Below are 12,886 nucleotides of genomic sequence, written 5' to 3'. Positions count from 1 at the left end.
CTGACGAGGGCCCGGCGGTCAGTGGCCGTCGAGGCCCTCGAGCAGCGCGCCCAGGAGCCGGCGCAGCTCGCCGACGTCCCGGCGCGGGAGGCCCATCCGCTCTGCCATGCGCATCGGCACGTCCGCGAGCGAGTCGCGCAGTTCCCGGCCCTGCCCGGTCAGCGCGACGAGAACGCGGCGCTCGTCGGCGGGGTCGCGGTGGCGTGCCACGTGGCCGGCCGCCTCGAGCCGCTTCAGCAGCGGGGTGAGCGTGCCCGAGTCGAGGCGCAGCGCGCGGCCGAGGTCGCCCACCGTCATCGGACCGTCCGCGCCGCCGAGCGCCAGCACGGTGAGGTACTGCGGGTAGGTGAGGCCCGCCGGCGCCAGCAGGTCGGCGTACGCACCGGTGACGGCACGGGTCGCCGCGTACAGCGGGAAGCAGAGCTGCGCGTCGAGCTGGAGCTGGGGATGGTCGGTCACGGGGAAACTGTATCTTGCATTATTCGATTGTGCACAATATGGTTGTGCACATGAAGACCCTCTACACGACCAGTGCCGCTGCCACGGGCGACGGCCGCAACGGCCACGTCCAGTCCACCGACGGCCTCCTCGACGCCGACGTCCGCATGCCCGTCGAGCTCGGCGGCCCGGGCGGGGCCACCAACCCCGAGCAGCTCTTCGCCGCCGGCTACGCCGCGTGCTTCCACTCCGCACTCAAGCTCGTCGCCGGCAAGCTCGGTGGCGACGCGACCGACTCCGAGGTCGTCGCGGACGTCAGCCTGACCGCCCTGCCGAGCGGTGGCTTCGGCCTGGCCGTCGCGCTCGAGGTCACCCTGCCCGCCATGGAGACCGCCGCCGCCGAGACGCTGGTCAAGGCCGCCCACGAGGTCTGCCCCTACTCCAACGCGATCCGCGGCAACGTCGAGGTCGCGCTGACCGTCGCCTGACGGTTCGCGCACCGGCCCTCAGCACCGTCATCGACTGCGTGCGGCTCCTTCGCGGCGGGTACGTCTCCGGCGTACCGTCGTGAAGGAGGCGCACCATGACCGACCCCGACCTGCAGCGACTCTCTGCCAAGCAGCCGAGGACCCCGCTCGCCGGCCCCTACGGCCACCCGTTCCACCCCATCTTCGTCACCGTGCCGATCGGCGCCTGGGTCGCTGCCGTCGTCTTCCAGGTGGCCTCCGTGCTGACCGACGACGACGCCGAGATGTTCGCCGAGGCCTCCTACTGGCTGATCGGCCTGGGCCTCGTCGGCGCTCTCGCCGCGGCGCTCTTCGGGCTCCTCGACCTGCTGGTGATCCCGCGCGGCACCGTCGCGTTCCGCACGGCGATCACCCACATGGCGCTCAACCTGACCGTGGTCGTGCTCTTCCTCGTCGACTTCCTCGTCCGCCGGGCCCAGGGCTACGAGGAGATCAGGGCGATCGACTGGGTGCTGTCGCTCGTCGCGCTCGTCCTGCTCGGAGCCTCGGGATTCCTCGGCGGACAGCTCGCCTACCGCTACGGCGTCCGCGTCGCGAGTGAGCGGGTCCAGGCCGAGGGCTACGAGCGGCCCTCCTGACGATGCCGCGCCGCACGTGGGTGCGTGACGGTGTCGCCGCCGGGGCCTGGGCAGGCGTACTCGGCGGGGCACCGTCCACCCTCGTCGCGCTGGCGCGCGGGGAGGGCCCGCTGGAGGCGACCCGAGCCGCCGGCACGCTGCTGCTCCCCCACGAACGCCGCGACTCGCGGCTGCTCCCCGCCGCCGCGCTCGCCCACGGCGCGCTCTCGTTCGGCTGGGGCCTCGTGATCGCCCGCCTGCTCGCGCCCGGCCACCCGGTGGCGGGCGGCACGGGCGCCGGCCTCGCCATCGCCGCCCTCGACCTCGGGCTGGTCGGCCGCGCCTTCCCGCGCATCCACGCGCTCCCGCTGGCCCCGCAGGTGGCCGACCACGTCGCGTTCGGCGTCACCGCCGCCACGGTCGTCGAACGCCGGCGCCGCACCCGAGCGGACGGTGCCGCTTTTCCCCGGCGAGCATGCTGAGCCCATGGCGACGAGCAACGGACGGCCCCGCCCGGTGACCAGCGACCCCGGCCGGCCACGCGACGTACCGATCGGTGACTACGGGTTCCTCAGCGACGGCGAGGTGTCGGCGCTGGTGGCACCGTCCGGGTCCGTGGACTGGATGTGCGCGCCGCGCTTCGACTCCCCGAGCTGCTTCGGCGCGCTCCTCGGGCACCGGGCCGGCTCCTTCACGGTCGCACCGCTCGGGGTGAAGGTGCCGACCTCGCGTCGCTACCTGCCCGGCACGATGGTCCTCGAGACGAGCTGGGGCACGCCGACCGGCTGGATGATCGTGCGCGACGTGCTGCTGATCGGACCGTGGCACCACCCGGAGGACCGCTCGAAGACCTACCGCCGCACGCCGACTGACTACGAGGCGGAGCACACGCTGCTGCGCACGATCCGGTGCGTGTCGGGCGAGGTGCAGGTGGTCGTCGACTGCGAGCCGGTGCTCGACTACGGCCAGACGCCCGTCGTGTGGGACTGGACGGGCGAGAGCTACAGCCAGGCCCGCGCCGCGGCGCGCGGAGGGAAGGGCGGATCGGAGAGCGCAGACCACCCGGAGCTCACGCTCACCACCGACCTACGGCTCGGCTTCGAGGGCGGCATCGCCAGCGCGCGGACGATGCTCAAGCAGGGCGACCAGCGGTTCGTGGCGCTCTCCTGGGGCGGAAGCGTGCCGCCGACGACGTTCGAGGAGGCCTACGACAAGCTCGTGTGGACGGCGCACCACTGGCAGCACTGGCTCGCGCGCGGGACGTTCCCCGACCACCCGTGGCGCAGCTACCTGCAGCGCAGCGCGCTCACCCTCCGCGGCCTCACCTACGCCCCCACCGGCGCCGTCATGGCGGCGGCCACCACGTCCCTGCCGGAGACACCCGGCGGCGACCGCAACTACGACTACCGCTTCACCTGGATCCGCGACGCGACGTTCGCCCTGTGGGGGATGTACTCGCTCGGCTTCGACTGGGAGGCGGTCGACTTCTTCGCCTTCATCGCCGACCTCGCGGACCGCGACGACGACCTGCAGATCATGTACGGCATCGGCGGCGAGCGTGACCTCACCGAGCGCACGCTCGACCACCTCCCCGGGTACGCCGGGTCGCAGCCCGTGCGCGTCGGCAACGCCGCCCACGCCCAGCGCCAGCACGACGTGTGGGGCGCGCTCCTCGACTCGGCGTACCTCCACGCGCAGTCGGTGGACCACCTCGACAACCGGATCTGGCCGATCCTGCAGAAGCAGGTCGAGGCCGCGCTGGCCAGCTGGCGCGAGCCCGACGCGGGCATCTGGGAGGTGCGCGGGGAGCTCCAGCACTTCACCTCGTCGAAGATCATGTGCTGGGTCGCGGTCGACCGCGGGGCCCGCATCGCGCGGAAGGTCGGCGACGACGCCAAGGCGGACGAGTGGGAGCGCGCCGCCGAGGAGATCCGCGACGACATCCTCGCCAACGGCGTCGACGAGCGTGGGGTGCTGACCCAGTCCTACGGCAGCACGGCGCTCGACGCGTCGCTGCTGCTGGCGCCGCTGGTCCGCTTCCTGCCGGCCGACGACCCGCGGATCCGGGCGACCGTGATGGCGATCCGCGAGGAGCTGACCGTCGACGGGCTGGTGCTGCGCTACCGCACCGAGGAGACGGACGACGGCTTCCACGGGCGCGAGGGCAGCTTCACCATCTGCTCGTTCTGGATGGTGTCGGCGCTCTGCGAGATCGGGGAGTTCGACAAGGCGCGGAAGCTCTGCGCCAAGCTGCTCTCGCTCGCCGGCCCCCTCGAGCTGTACGCCGAGGAGCTCGACCCCAAGAGCGGCCACCACCTCGGCAACTTCCCCCAGGCGTTCACCCACCTGGCGCTGATCAACGCCGTCCTGCACGTGATCCGCCACGAGGACGGCGACGCGACCGAGGTGTGAGGCCCAGCTGGGGGTGTCAGCGCGCGGGGCGCTCCCGCGCCAGCCACTCCTCGAACGTGCCGCCGATGATCTCGGCCCGCGGCGAGGCCTGCAGGACGCCCTTACGGACCTTCTTCGCCGTGGCGCCGGGCAGCCAGACGCGCACCACCAGGAGCCGCTGGCCGCGGGCCTTGGCGATCGCCCGGGCCAGGTCGGCGAGCATCCGCTTGTCGGGGCCGGCGACGTCCTTGCGGGCGTGCTGCTCCGTCGGCTCCTCGAGCGCCAGGGCCACGAGCTCGTCGGCGACCGCATCGACCTCGACGGTCTGCACCGGCTGCTTCGGGCACGGCAGGACCCCGCCCACGGCCATCCAGTCGATCAGCTGGCCCGCGAACCCGTGGAACTGCGTCGCCCGCAGGATCGCGGTCGGCACCTCACCCGCCTCGGTCGCGGCCTCCTGCGCCCGCTTGCCGTCGTAGTGGCCGAACGCACCGCCGCCGAGGCCGTCGATCCCGACGATCGACAGCGTCACGATCCGGCGTACGCCGGCGGCGGCTCCGGCTCGCTGGAGGTTGGTCGCCACCGCGCGGAAGAAGGCCGTGGTCTCGGCCGGCTTGCGCGACTCGAGCGAGGTGCAGTCGACGACCGCGTCGACGCCGCGCAGCGCCTCCTCGAGGCCGTCGCCCGTGGTCAGGTCGATGCCCGTACGCCGGGTCAGGGCCACGGCGTCATGGCCGGCGGCCTCGAGGCGCGCGACGACCTTGGCTCCGACGAGGCCGGTGCCACCGGCGACCGCGATCCGCTTTCGGTTGCTCATGACGGGGAGCCTAGTGAGTCGCCGTCAGTGCACCTCCTCCACCGCGCGCGAGTCGGTCAGGGTCAGGGCGCCGAAGCCGGCGACGAGCCCGACGACGACCGCGAGGACGGCGTACGTGATCCGCTCGCCGTGGAAGAAGCTCGCCGCCAGGTCGCTGCTCCAGGCGCCGCCCGGGAGCGTGGTCGTGACGAGTGCGGCGATCAGGGTGCCGACCACGGCGGTGCCGATGCTCGTGCCGACCTCCTGGCCGGCGTCGTTGAGCGCGGCTCCGAGCGAGGTGCGGTTGGCCGGCATCGCGTCGACCAGGGCGACGGCACAGATCGTCATGACGGTCCGCAGGCCGACGGTCATCACCACCATGCAGGCGGCGATGACGGCGTACCCGTGGTCGACGCCCCAGGCCAGACCGGCCAGCGAGGTGGCCAGCAGCACCGCCCCGACGAGGGTGGCGCGGCGGTGGCCGAGGTGCTTGCCGAGGCCCTCCGAGACCGGGGTGGCGAGCAGCATCGTCAGGATCAGCGGCAGGTTGGCGAGGCCGGCGCGCACGGGGCTCCAGCCCCACGCGTACTGGAAGTGCAGGATCAGGCCGAACATCACGCCGGCCATCGCGATCGACGAGCCGATCTCGGCAAGCGTCGCGCCACGGACGGTGCGGTTGCGGAAGATCTCGAGGTCGATCATCGGCTCGCTGGTGCGGCGCTCGTGGAGCACGAAGCCGACGGCCGCGAGCACGGCACCGGTCGCCGTCGCGAGGGTGAGCGCAGCCGTCCAGCCGTGGTCCACGCCGCTGGTCAGCGTGTAGCAGCCGAGGCCGATGGCCAGGATCGACAGGACCGCGCCGGGCAGGTCGAGGCCGTCGTCGGTGAGGTCTTCCTCATGGTCCGCCGGCACGCCCCGTCGTACGCCGACCCACGCGATCGCGGCGATCGGGGCGTTGACCAGGAGCAGCCACTCCCAGCGGACATGGGCGAGGGCGGTGCCGCCGATCAGCGGGCCGAGGACGAAGCCGCTCATGCCGACGACGATCATCAAGGTCATCGCGCGCATCCGCAGGGCCTGCTCCTCGAAGAGCCGGAAGACCAGGGAGTTGGTGATCGGGGCCATCGCGGCCGTCGCGACACCGAGGGCAGCCCGCAGGGCGATCAGCTCCCCGGCGTTCTGGACGAGGGCGACGCCGAGGCTGAGGGTGCCGAAGACGGCGAGCCCGACGAGGAGGACGCGCCGACGGCCGAGGCGGTCGGCCGTGGCCCCCGCCGTCAGCAGGAGGCCACCGAAGGTGAGCGAGTAGGCGCCCGTGACCCACTGGAGGCCGGTCGTGCTGCTGCCCAGGTCGCGGCCGATCGTGGGCAGCGCGATGGTGAGCAGGGTGTTGTCGACCATCTCGACGAAGAACGCGAGACAGAGGGCGGCGAGCGGGATCCAGGCGGCACGCAACGAGGGGCAGGTGCGCGCCGGAGGGGCGAGAGCTGCGGTGTCGGTCATGGCCCGGCTCCTTCCAGTAGGTGTCGAACGATGTTCGGTCGAACGTGGTTCGAGAATAGAACAGTGTTCGAGAATGTCAAGCCGGACGGGTAGGGTGCGGACCATGGCCCCGCTCGAGAGCACTCCCCCCACCCGCCGCCGGCGTACGTCGGCGCGCGCGACGCACTCGCTCGAGAAGGTCGTGACGACCGCGATCGCGATGCTCGACCGCGACGGCATCAAGGGGCTCACGCTGCGCGGCCTGGCGGCCGAGCTCGGCGGCGGCCTCGGCAGCGTCTACTGGTACGTCGACGGCAAGGAGGAGCTGCTCTCGCTCGCCTGCGACACCCTCGTCGGCGAGGCGCTGGTGCGGGCGGCTGAGCCGTCCGGCGGCCAGCTCCCGGAGGACCTCCGCGTCGACGACCCGGCGATCGCGGCGGCGGTCGCCGACCTCCGGCGTACGGCGCTGGCGCTCTTCGAGCTGGCGGCCGAGCACCGCTGGCTCGCCACCCGGCTGCACACGCAGGGGGCGGCGACCGACAACGCGATCCGGTTCTGGAACCGGCTGGGCAGCGCCCTGGCGGCGATGGGGCTGACGACGCGGCAGCAGTTCCACGGCAGCACCGCGATCATCGGCTACATCGTCGGCGTCGCGGCCGAGATGGCCGCGCAGGACGTCCACGCCGATCCGACGCGGTCGAAGGAGGAGCAGCTCGACGCGATCGCGCAGGCCTGGCTCGCGCGCGACCCGGCGGACTTCGGCTGGATCCAGTCGATCGCCGACGAGTTCCGCGACCACGACGACGACGAGCAGTTCGTGGCCGGCCTCGACCTGATTATCGGCGGCCTGGTCCGGCAGGCGCTGGAGCAGCGCGGCTGACCTCGCGGCCTCGGCCCCGGGGGCCGGAATACGACAGGGCCTGACTGGTTGCACCCACCATGGACATTCCCACGCTCCAGCTCAATGACCAGACCTCCATCCCGCAGTTCGGCCTCGGTGTGTGGCAGGTGCCCGCCGACGAGACGCAGCGGGTCGTGACCGACGCCCTCGAGCTCGGCTACCGCCACATCGACACCGCGCAGATGTACGGCAACGAGGCCGGCGTCGGTGCCGCCCTCGCCGCCGCGGGCCTCGCGCGCGACGAGGTCTACGTGACCACCAAGCTCAACAACGGCTTCCACGAGCCTTCGCAGGCGAAGGAGTCGCTGGCCCGCTCCCTCGAGCTGCTCGGCCTCGACCAGGTCGACCTCTTCCTGATCCACTGGCCGCTGCCCACGCAGTACGACGGCGACTTCGTGGCGACCTGGCAGGCGCTCGCCGAGCTCCGCTCCGAAGGCCTCACGCGCTCGATCGGCGTCTCGAACTTCCAGCCCGGGCACCTCGACCGCATCGTCGCCGAGACGGGCGTCGTGCCGGCGGTCAACCAGATCGAGGTCCACCCGTACTTCGCCAACGAGGCCGCCCGCGCGGCCACCCTGCGCCACGGCGCGCTCGTCGAGGCCTGGTCGCCGCTCGGCCAGGGCGGCGGCGAGCTCACCGACGAGGTCGTCGTACGCATCGCCGAGGCGCACGGCAAGACGCCGGCCCAGGTGCTGCTCCGCTGGCAGCTCGACCGGGGCGACATCGTCTTCCCGAAGTCGATGAGCCGTGCGCGCCTGGCCGAGAACGCCGCGATCTTCGACTTCGCGCTGAGCGATGCCGAGGTCGCCGAGCTGGCCGCGCTCGACAAGGGCCCGGCCGGCCGCCAGGGCCCCGACCCGGACGTCTTCGACTGGATCCCCTGATCCTGCTGACGGCAGCCCGCTTCGTCGCCCACCGGGAAAACCGGTTGGCGGCGGGGCGGGCTGTCGCGCACCATGGTCAGGTCCCACTCCCGAGCACGAGGTGACAGGCTTGACTGGCAGCACCGGTTTCGCGCCGCTCTCCCTGCGCTGACCCGTCGAGTGACCACTCCGGGTCGGCGCTTCCGCCGAATCCCGGAGTTCCCATGCCTGCACCCCTGTCCTTCACCGACCTCACCCTCGAGTGGCCCGACGGCACCGTCGCGCTCGACCACCTGACCGGCACGTTCCCCGAGGGCCGCACCGGCCTCGTCGGCGACAACGGCTCCGGCAAGTCGACGTTGCTCCGTCTGCTCGCCGGTCTCCTCGCCCCGACCCACGGCACGGTCACGCGTGGCGGCGCGGTCGGCCACCTCCCCCAGACGCTCACGCTCGGGCGGGACGCGACGCTCGCCGACCTCCTCGGCATCACGCCCGTGCTCCGCGCGCTGCAGGCGATCGAGTCCGGGGACGCCGACCCACGCCACTTCGACGTGGTCGGCGACGACTGGGACATCCCCGCCCGCGCGGCCGCCACCCTCGACGAGATCGGCCTGCCCGGCGCCGGCCTCGAACGCCGCGTCGGCGAGGTCTCCGGCGGCGAGGCGATGCTCGTCGCGACCGCCGGCCTGCGGCTCCGCGGCTTCCCGATCACCCTTTTCGACGAGCCGACCAACAACCTCGACCGCTCGGCCCGCGCCCGCCTGCGTGAGCTCGTCCGCACCTGGAAGGGCACCCTCGTCGTCGTCAGCCACGACGTCGCCCTCCTCGACGAGATGGACGCCACCGCCGAGCTCCGCGGCGGCACCCTCACGACGTACGGCGGGCCGTACGGCGCGTGGCGCGCCCACGTCGCGGCCCAGCAGGAGGCGGCGACCCAGGCCCTGCGCAACGCCGAGCAGGCCGTCCGGGTGGAGCGCCGCCAGCGCCAGGAGGCGGAGACGAAGCTGGCGCACCGGGCCCGCGACGCGAAGAAGGCGCGGGCCAACAAGGTCGCCGCCAAGATCGTCATGAACGGCCGCGCGTCCATGGCGGAGAACTCCGCCGCGAAGCTCCGCGCCGGTCACGACGCCCGCCTCGAGGCGGCCCGGGCCCACGCCGCCGCCGCTGCCGACCGGGTCCGCAGCGACGACCACGTCAGCCTCGTGCTGCCCGACCCGGACGTGCCCAACAGCCGTCGGCTCGCAGTGCTGCGGTCCGCGTCAGGGGCGCGCGAGCACGTGGTGCAGGGTCCCGAGCGCGTCGTCGTCACCGGCCCCAACGGCGTCGGCAAGTCGCGCCTGCTCCACCAGCTCGTGACCGGCTCGGCACCGGTCGAGGGGCACGCGAGCGGCAGGCTCGAGACCCACCGCGTGGGCTTCCTGCCCCAGCGGCTCGACAGCCTCGACGACGACCTGAGCGCGGTCGACAACATCCGCGCCGTCGCACCGGCGGCCGACCCCGGCACGGTGCGCAACCAGCTCGGCCGGCTGCTGCTCCGCGGCGACAGCGTCTTCCGGCCGGTCCGCACTCTCTCCGGGGGCGAGCGCTTCCGGGTCTCGCTCGCCCGCCTGCTGCTGGCCGAGCCGCCTCACCAGCTGCTGGTGCTCGACGAGCCGACCAACAACCTCGACGTCTCGACGGTCACCCACCTGGTCGAGGCGCTCGCGGCGTACGGCGGTGGGCTGGTGGTGGTCAGCCACGACGACGACTTCGTGCGGCGGCTCGCGCCGACCCGCATCCTCGGGCTCGACGCCGAGGGCGAGCTGACCGAGGTCGAGCTCTAGGCGGCCACGCGGCGGGCGCGCACGAGCGTCCAGGCGACGAGCGCCGCCGCGACGACCTGCATGACCGCGACCACGGCAGCGAGCACGGGCAGGTGGTGCTCGACGAGCGCACCCGCGAGCGCGCCACCGCCGAGGGCGCCGAGGCCCTGCACCGCCGCGAAGACGCCGTACGCCGTGGCCCGGCGCGCGTTGGGCACCAGGTCGGCGACGTACGCCTTGACGGTGGAGTCCTGGATCGCGGTGGCCACGCCCCAGACCGCGATGCCGGCGAAGACCACCCAGACGGTGTCGGAGAAGACGAGCAGCGGTACCCCGGCGACGAGCGCCGGAACCGCGAGCAGCACACCACCGCCCCATCGGTCGAAGAGCTGGCCGGTGACCAGTGCGCCGACGGCCTCGATCGCCATGGCGGCCGCGTAGACCAGCGGGACGACCGCCGTCGAGATGATGTCGCGGTCGACCAGGCGGAACGAGATCACGCCGAAGGTCATCAGGCCTGCGGTCATGAAGGCGGTCGCCAGCGAGAAGACGTGGAAGGCACCCGGGAGCTCGGTGCCGATCGCGGTGCGGAGGCCGGCGAGCGCGCCCTTCGACGGAGCGGGAGCCTCGTCGTTCGACTCCTCGACGATCGGCGCGTGGCGGCGGAGCTGGGCCAGCAGGATCAGCGAGATCGCGCCGGGGATCGCGAGCAGCGCGAAGCCCGGCCAGAGGACGCCGGTGAGCGCGGCCATGCCCGAGAGCAGCAGCGGCCCGCTGAACGCACCCACCTGGTCCATCGCCTTGTGGACGCCGAAGCCCTTGCCGCGGCCGGTCTGGGTCGCCATCCGCGCGAGCAGCGCGCTCTTGGCCGGCGAGCGGACCGCCTTGCCCGTGCGCTCGAGCAGGATCAGGACGGCAGCGGTCGCGAGGCCCGCGGCGCCGATGAACGGCGTGACCGCCAGCAGCGGCACGCAGACCGCCGTCATCGCGTAGCCGATCACCGTGAGGCGCCAGTGGTTCTGCGCCTGGTCGGCCCAGGCCCCGGTCACCAGGCGGAGCATCAGCGCGATGCCCTCGCCCGCGCCCGTCACCAGGCCGACCGTCAGCGCCGACGCGCCGAGGTCGCCGAGCAGCGGGCCTGCCATCGCCCGCATGCCCTCGTAGACCATGTCGGCCGCGAGGCTGACGAGGCCGAAGGCGAGGACCGTGCGCCACGGGGTCCAGGCGCGACCGGTGGCGGTGGTGGCAGTCATGGCGCCACCGTAGCCATTCGGCCGCCGGACATTCGCACGCCCGACCAGGTACGCCGCAGCGTGCCCGCGTGCGTGCGGGTCACTCCGCCTTGGGCGGGCTGATCCGGTAGATCGCGGCGCGCTCCTTGATGACGTTGGCGCGGGCGATGCGCGGCTTGTAGGAGCCGTCCTTGATGACGCCACCCTCGGCCTCGAAGGCCGCGAGGAAGTCGAAGGCCCACGCCACGTCGGCGGCCGACGGGCTCATCTCCTCGTTGATCAGCGCGGGCTGCTCGCGGTCGAGGCAGAGCTTGCCGGTCATGCCGAGCGAGACGGCGTCGGCACAGTGCTCGCGGACGGCGGCGTGCTGGGTCGAGACGGTGGGCTGGTCGACGGGTCCGGTCAGGCCGCCGATGCGCGAGGCGACGACGAGGCGGGAGCGCGGGTAGGCCATCGCGAGCGGGGTGTTCTCCGCGCCGGTGTCCTTGCGGTAGTCGCCGCCACCGAACGCCAGGCGGAAGGCGCCACGGGCCTGCGCGACCGAGACCGCGGTCTCGATGCCGACCGCCGACTCGACGAGCGGGACGACGGGCGCCTTGGCACCGAGCCGGTCGAAGGTCGCGACGACCTGGTCGGGCGCCTCGGCCTTGGCCAGGATGACGCCGAGCAGCCCGGTCTGACCGGCGAGCGCGGCGACGTCGTCCTCCCAGAACGGCGTGGTCACGTCGTTGATGCGCACCCAGGCACTGCCGCCGGTGCCGAACCAGTCGAGCACGAAGCCGCGGGCGGCGTCCTTCTGCGAGTCGTCGACAGCGTCCTCGATGTCGAGGATGACGGCGTCGGCGTGGCCGAGCTGCGCGGGATCGAAGCGGTCGACGTGCAGGGCGTTGACCAGCTGCCAGCTCCGGGCGTGGGCGGGGTCCACGCGGTGGCGCTCACGGGTGGAGCGGCGGGCGGCGAGGTCGGGCGCGTCGACGGAAGATGACATGTTCGTCACGTTAGGCCCCCGTGGGGGCTACTCGGAAGTTGCGTTCATATCGGTCGCGCAGGGCGGGCGTTCCGCCCGTGTTTCCATCAACGTCTCGCGCAGGCGACATGCCCGAAACCTGCGCGCGGTTGGCTGGACTTCAGCAGCCGGCGCGGAGCGAGGTCCGACATGACGATGTACCCGATCGACCTGATCCTGCGACAGGCGCGCGGCCACCTCCTCCCGGCGCCGCTGCTCGTCCCCGACGGCGTGGCCGACCTGACGGCGTACCGGCTGCGCAGGCCGCTGCAGCGTCCCGTCGACGGCGAGGCTGCCGCGGTGCTCGACCTCGAGGCCGTGCGCGCACGCCGTTCCGCGGCCCGGGTCGCCGCGGCCCGGCAGGCGGGCCACCCGTCCGCCACCCGCCTCTGAGCGGCGCGGGCGTCAGGCCACCACGCGCGCGATGAAGTCGGCGAGGTTGGCCTCGAGGCGGGCCGCCTTCTGCTCGTTCGAGAGCGTCTCGTACGCCGGGGCCGACGGCGCCTTGCGCTTGCCGCGGATGTAGAGCGAGCAGGCGAGGTCGGCGCAGATCCAGGTGCCGACGGTGTTGCCGGCCTGGCCCGCCTTGCCGGCCCGGGGCGCGACCATCAGCGCGGCATCGCCGACGGTCATGCAGAGCGAGCACATCGTGCGGCGCACGGCCGAGCCGGAGGAGAGCCGCAGGCCGATCGCGCGGGTGGTGCCGTCGACGACCGCGACGAGGTAGGCGCGCTGCGGTGCCTTGGGGTCGCGCCAGCCGAGGTAGTCGAGGTCCTCCCACGGCTGCGCCGCCAGGTCGGGGACGAAGGCGCGCTTCGCCTCGCCGCCCGTCTGGTTGACGAACGCCTTGCGGATCGCGGACTCGGTGAGGGCCTCCATGGCGCCGATGCT

14 protein-coding genes are annotated in these 12,886 nt (G+C 73.1%); 8 read left to right on the top strand and 6 right to left on the bottom strand.

Going from position 1 to position 12,886, the window contains the following annotated elements; all coding sequences use genetic code 11:
* Window positions 1-18: 18 nt before the first annotated feature.
* Window positions 19-459 (bottom strand): MarR family winged helix-turn-helix transcriptional regulator, encoded by a 441-nt coding sequence (locus IEX47_RS08380; protein ID WP_188783546.1) that lies wholly within the window; start codon window positions 457-459, stop codon window positions 19-21.
* Between the two features lie 38 nt (window positions 460-497).
* Here IEX47_RS08380 and IEX47_RS08375 point away from each other — a divergent pair, with 38 nt between their 5' ends.
* From IEX47_RS08375 to IEX47_RS08360, 4 genes are all read left to right on the top strand, one after another.
* Window positions 498-926: an organic hydroperoxide resistance protein gene (locus IEX47_RS08375; protein WP_229662737.1), complete on the top strand. Its 429-nt coding sequence runs from the start codon at window positions 498-500 to the stop codon at window positions 924-926.
* Between the two features lie 95 nt (window positions 927-1,021).
* Entirely contained in the window at window positions 1,022-1,543 is a 522-nt protein-coding gene (locus IEX47_RS08370) for a DUF2231 domain-containing protein (protein WP_188783544.1), read from the top strand.
* A gap of 2 nt (window positions 1,544-1,545) precedes the next feature.
* Window positions 1,546-2,004, top strand: coding sequence for a hypothetical protein (locus IEX47_RS08365; RefSeq protein WP_188783543.1), 459 nt, complete (start codon window positions 1,546-1,548; stop codon window positions 2,002-2,004).
* 4 nt (window positions 2,005-2,008) lie between these two features.
* Window positions 2,009-3,934 carry a glycoside hydrolase family 15 protein gene (locus IEX47_RS08360; RefSeq protein WP_188783542.1) on the top strand — a complete coding sequence of 642 codons (1,926 nt, stop codon included), beginning with the start codon at window positions 2,009-2,011 and terminating at the stop codon, window positions 3,932-3,934.
* A gap of 16 nt (window positions 3,935-3,950) precedes the next feature.
* Here the strand turns inward: IEX47_RS08360 and IEX47_RS08355 are convergent, their stop codons facing one another.
* Both IEX47_RS08355 and IEX47_RS08350 read right to left on the bottom strand, forming a co-directional pair.
* The gene (locus IEX47_RS08355; RefSeq protein ID WP_188783541.1) at window positions 3,951-4,730 is read right to left on the bottom strand and encodes an SDR family oxidoreductase; all 780 of its coding nucleotides are present in this window, start codon (window positions 4,728-4,730) and stop codon (window positions 3,951-3,953) included.
* A 24-nt stretch (window positions 4,731-4,754) separates the two neighbouring features.
* Window positions 4,755-6,212, bottom strand: coding sequence for an MFS transporter (locus IEX47_RS08350; RefSeq protein WP_188783540.1), 1,458 nt, complete (start codon window positions 6,210-6,212; stop codon window positions 4,755-4,757).
* Window positions 6,213-6,315: 103 nt separating this feature from the next.
* On the opposite strand from IEX47_RS08350, the gene IEX47_RS08345 reads away from it, so the two are divergent.
* From IEX47_RS08345 to IEX47_RS08335, 3 genes are all read left to right on the top strand, one after another.
* Window positions 6,316-7,071, top strand: a complete 756-nt coding sequence (locus IEX47_RS08345; RefSeq protein ID WP_188783539.1) for a TetR/AcrR family transcriptional regulator — start codon at window positions 6,316-6,318, stop codon at window positions 7,069-7,071.
* Between the two features lie 59 nt (window positions 7,072-7,130).
* Window positions 7,131-7,976 (top strand): aldo/keto reductase, encoded by an 846-nt coding sequence (locus tag IEX47_RS08340; protein WP_188783538.1) that lies wholly within the window; start codon window positions 7,131-7,133, stop codon window positions 7,974-7,976.
* A 203-nt stretch (window positions 7,977-8,179) separates the two neighbouring features.
* Complete coding sequence (locus tag IEX47_RS08335; RefSeq protein ID WP_188783537.1) at window positions 8,180-9,778, top strand: ABC-F family ATP-binding cassette domain-containing protein; 1,599 nt, start codon at window positions 8,180-8,182, stop codon at window positions 9,776-9,778.
* Here the strand turns inward: IEX47_RS08335 and IEX47_RS08330 are convergent.
* Both IEX47_RS08330 and IEX47_RS08325 read right to left on the bottom strand, forming a co-directional pair.
* The gene (locus IEX47_RS08330; protein ID WP_188783536.1) at window positions 9,775-11,010 is read right to left on the bottom strand and encodes an MFS transporter; all 1,236 of its coding nucleotides are present in this window, start codon (window positions 11,008-11,010) and stop codon (window positions 9,775-9,777) included. The genes IEX47_RS08335 and IEX47_RS08330 overlap by 4 nt on opposite strands.
* A 79-nt stretch (window positions 11,011-11,089) precedes the next feature.
* On the bottom strand, window positions 11,090-11,977 hold the full coding sequence (locus IEX47_RS08325) for an HpcH/HpaI aldolase/citrate lyase family protein (protein WP_188783535.1): 888 nt from the start codon (window positions 11,975-11,977) through the stop codon (window positions 11,090-11,092).
* Between the two features lie 168 nt (window positions 11,978-12,145).
* Between IEX47_RS08325 and IEX47_RS08320 the strand changes: the two genes are divergently transcribed.
* Window positions 12,146-12,388 (top strand): hypothetical protein, encoded by a 243-nt coding sequence (locus IEX47_RS08320; protein WP_188783534.1) that lies wholly within the window; start codon window positions 12,146-12,148, stop codon window positions 12,386-12,388.
* Window positions 12,389-12,400: 12 nt separating this feature from the next.
* On the opposite strand, the gene IEX47_RS08315 is transcribed toward IEX47_RS08320, so the two are convergent.
* On the bottom strand, window positions 12,401-12,874 hold the full coding sequence (locus IEX47_RS08315; RefSeq protein ID WP_188783533.1) for an FBP domain-containing protein: 474 nt from the start codon (window positions 12,872-12,874) through the stop codon (window positions 12,401-12,403).
* Window positions 12,875-12,886: the final 12 nt, after the last annotated feature.

This window comes from Nocardioides phosphati, from assembly GCF_014646375.1.
In the GTDB taxonomy this organism is placed as follows: Bacteria; Actinomycetota; Actinomycetes; order Propionibacteriales; family Nocardioidaceae; genus Nocardioides; species Nocardioides phosphati.
The sequence above is the reverse complement of the archived record's forward strand: the minus strand, read 5'-3'. Positions and strand labels throughout refer to the sequence as shown.

Excerpts from the sequence above, each read along its gene's own strand:
- IEX47_RS08375 (WP_229662737.1), top strand. The coding sequence starts at position 498 with ATGGTTGTGCACATGAAGACCCTCTACACGACCAGTGCCGCTGCCACG.
- IEX47_RS08370 (WP_188783544.1), top strand. The coding sequence starts at position 1,022 with ATGACCGACCCCGACCTGCAGCGACTCTCTGCCAAGCAGCCGAGGACC.
- IEX47_RS08365 (WP_188783543.1), top strand. The coding sequence starts at position 1,546 with ATGCCGCGCCGCACGTGGGTGCGTGACGGTGTCGCCGCCGGGGCCTGG.
- IEX47_RS08360 (WP_188783542.1), top strand. The coding sequence starts at position 2,009 with ATGGCGACGAGCAACGGACGGCCCCGCCCGGTGACCAGCGACCCCGGC.
- IEX47_RS08355 (WP_188783541.1), bottom strand. The coding sequence starts at position 4,730 with ATGAGCAACCGAAAGCGGATCGCGGTCGCCGGTGGCACCGGCCTCGTC.
- IEX47_RS08350 (WP_188783540.1), bottom strand. The coding sequence starts at position 6,212 with ATGACCGACACCGCAGCTCTCGCCCCTCCGGCGCGCACCTGCCCCTCG.
- IEX47_RS08345 (WP_188783539.1), top strand. The coding sequence starts at position 6,316 with ATGGCCCCGCTCGAGAGCACTCCCCCCACCCGCCGCCGGCGTACGTCG.
- IEX47_RS08340 (WP_188783538.1), top strand. The coding sequence starts at position 7,131 with ATGGACATTCCCACGCTCCAGCTCAATGACCAGACCTCCATCCCGCAG.
- IEX47_RS08335 (WP_188783537.1), top strand. The coding sequence starts at position 8,180 with ATGCCTGCACCCCTGTCCTTCACCGACCTCACCCTCGAGTGGCCCGAC.
- IEX47_RS08330 (WP_188783536.1), bottom strand. The coding sequence starts at position 11,010 with ATGACTGCCACCACCGCCACCGGTCGCGCCTGGACCCCGTGGCGCACG.
- IEX47_RS08325 (WP_188783535.1), bottom strand. The coding sequence starts at position 11,977 with ATGTCATCTTCCGTCGACGCGCCCGACCTCGCCGCCCGCCGCTCCACC.
- IEX47_RS08320 (WP_188783534.1), top strand. The coding sequence starts at position 12,146 with ATGACGATGTACCCGATCGACCTGATCCTGCGACAGGCGCGCGGCCAC.
- IEX47_RS08315 (WP_188783533.1), bottom strand. The coding sequence starts at position 12,874 with ATGGAGGCCCTCACCGAGTCCGCGATCCGCAAGGCGTTCGTCAACCAG.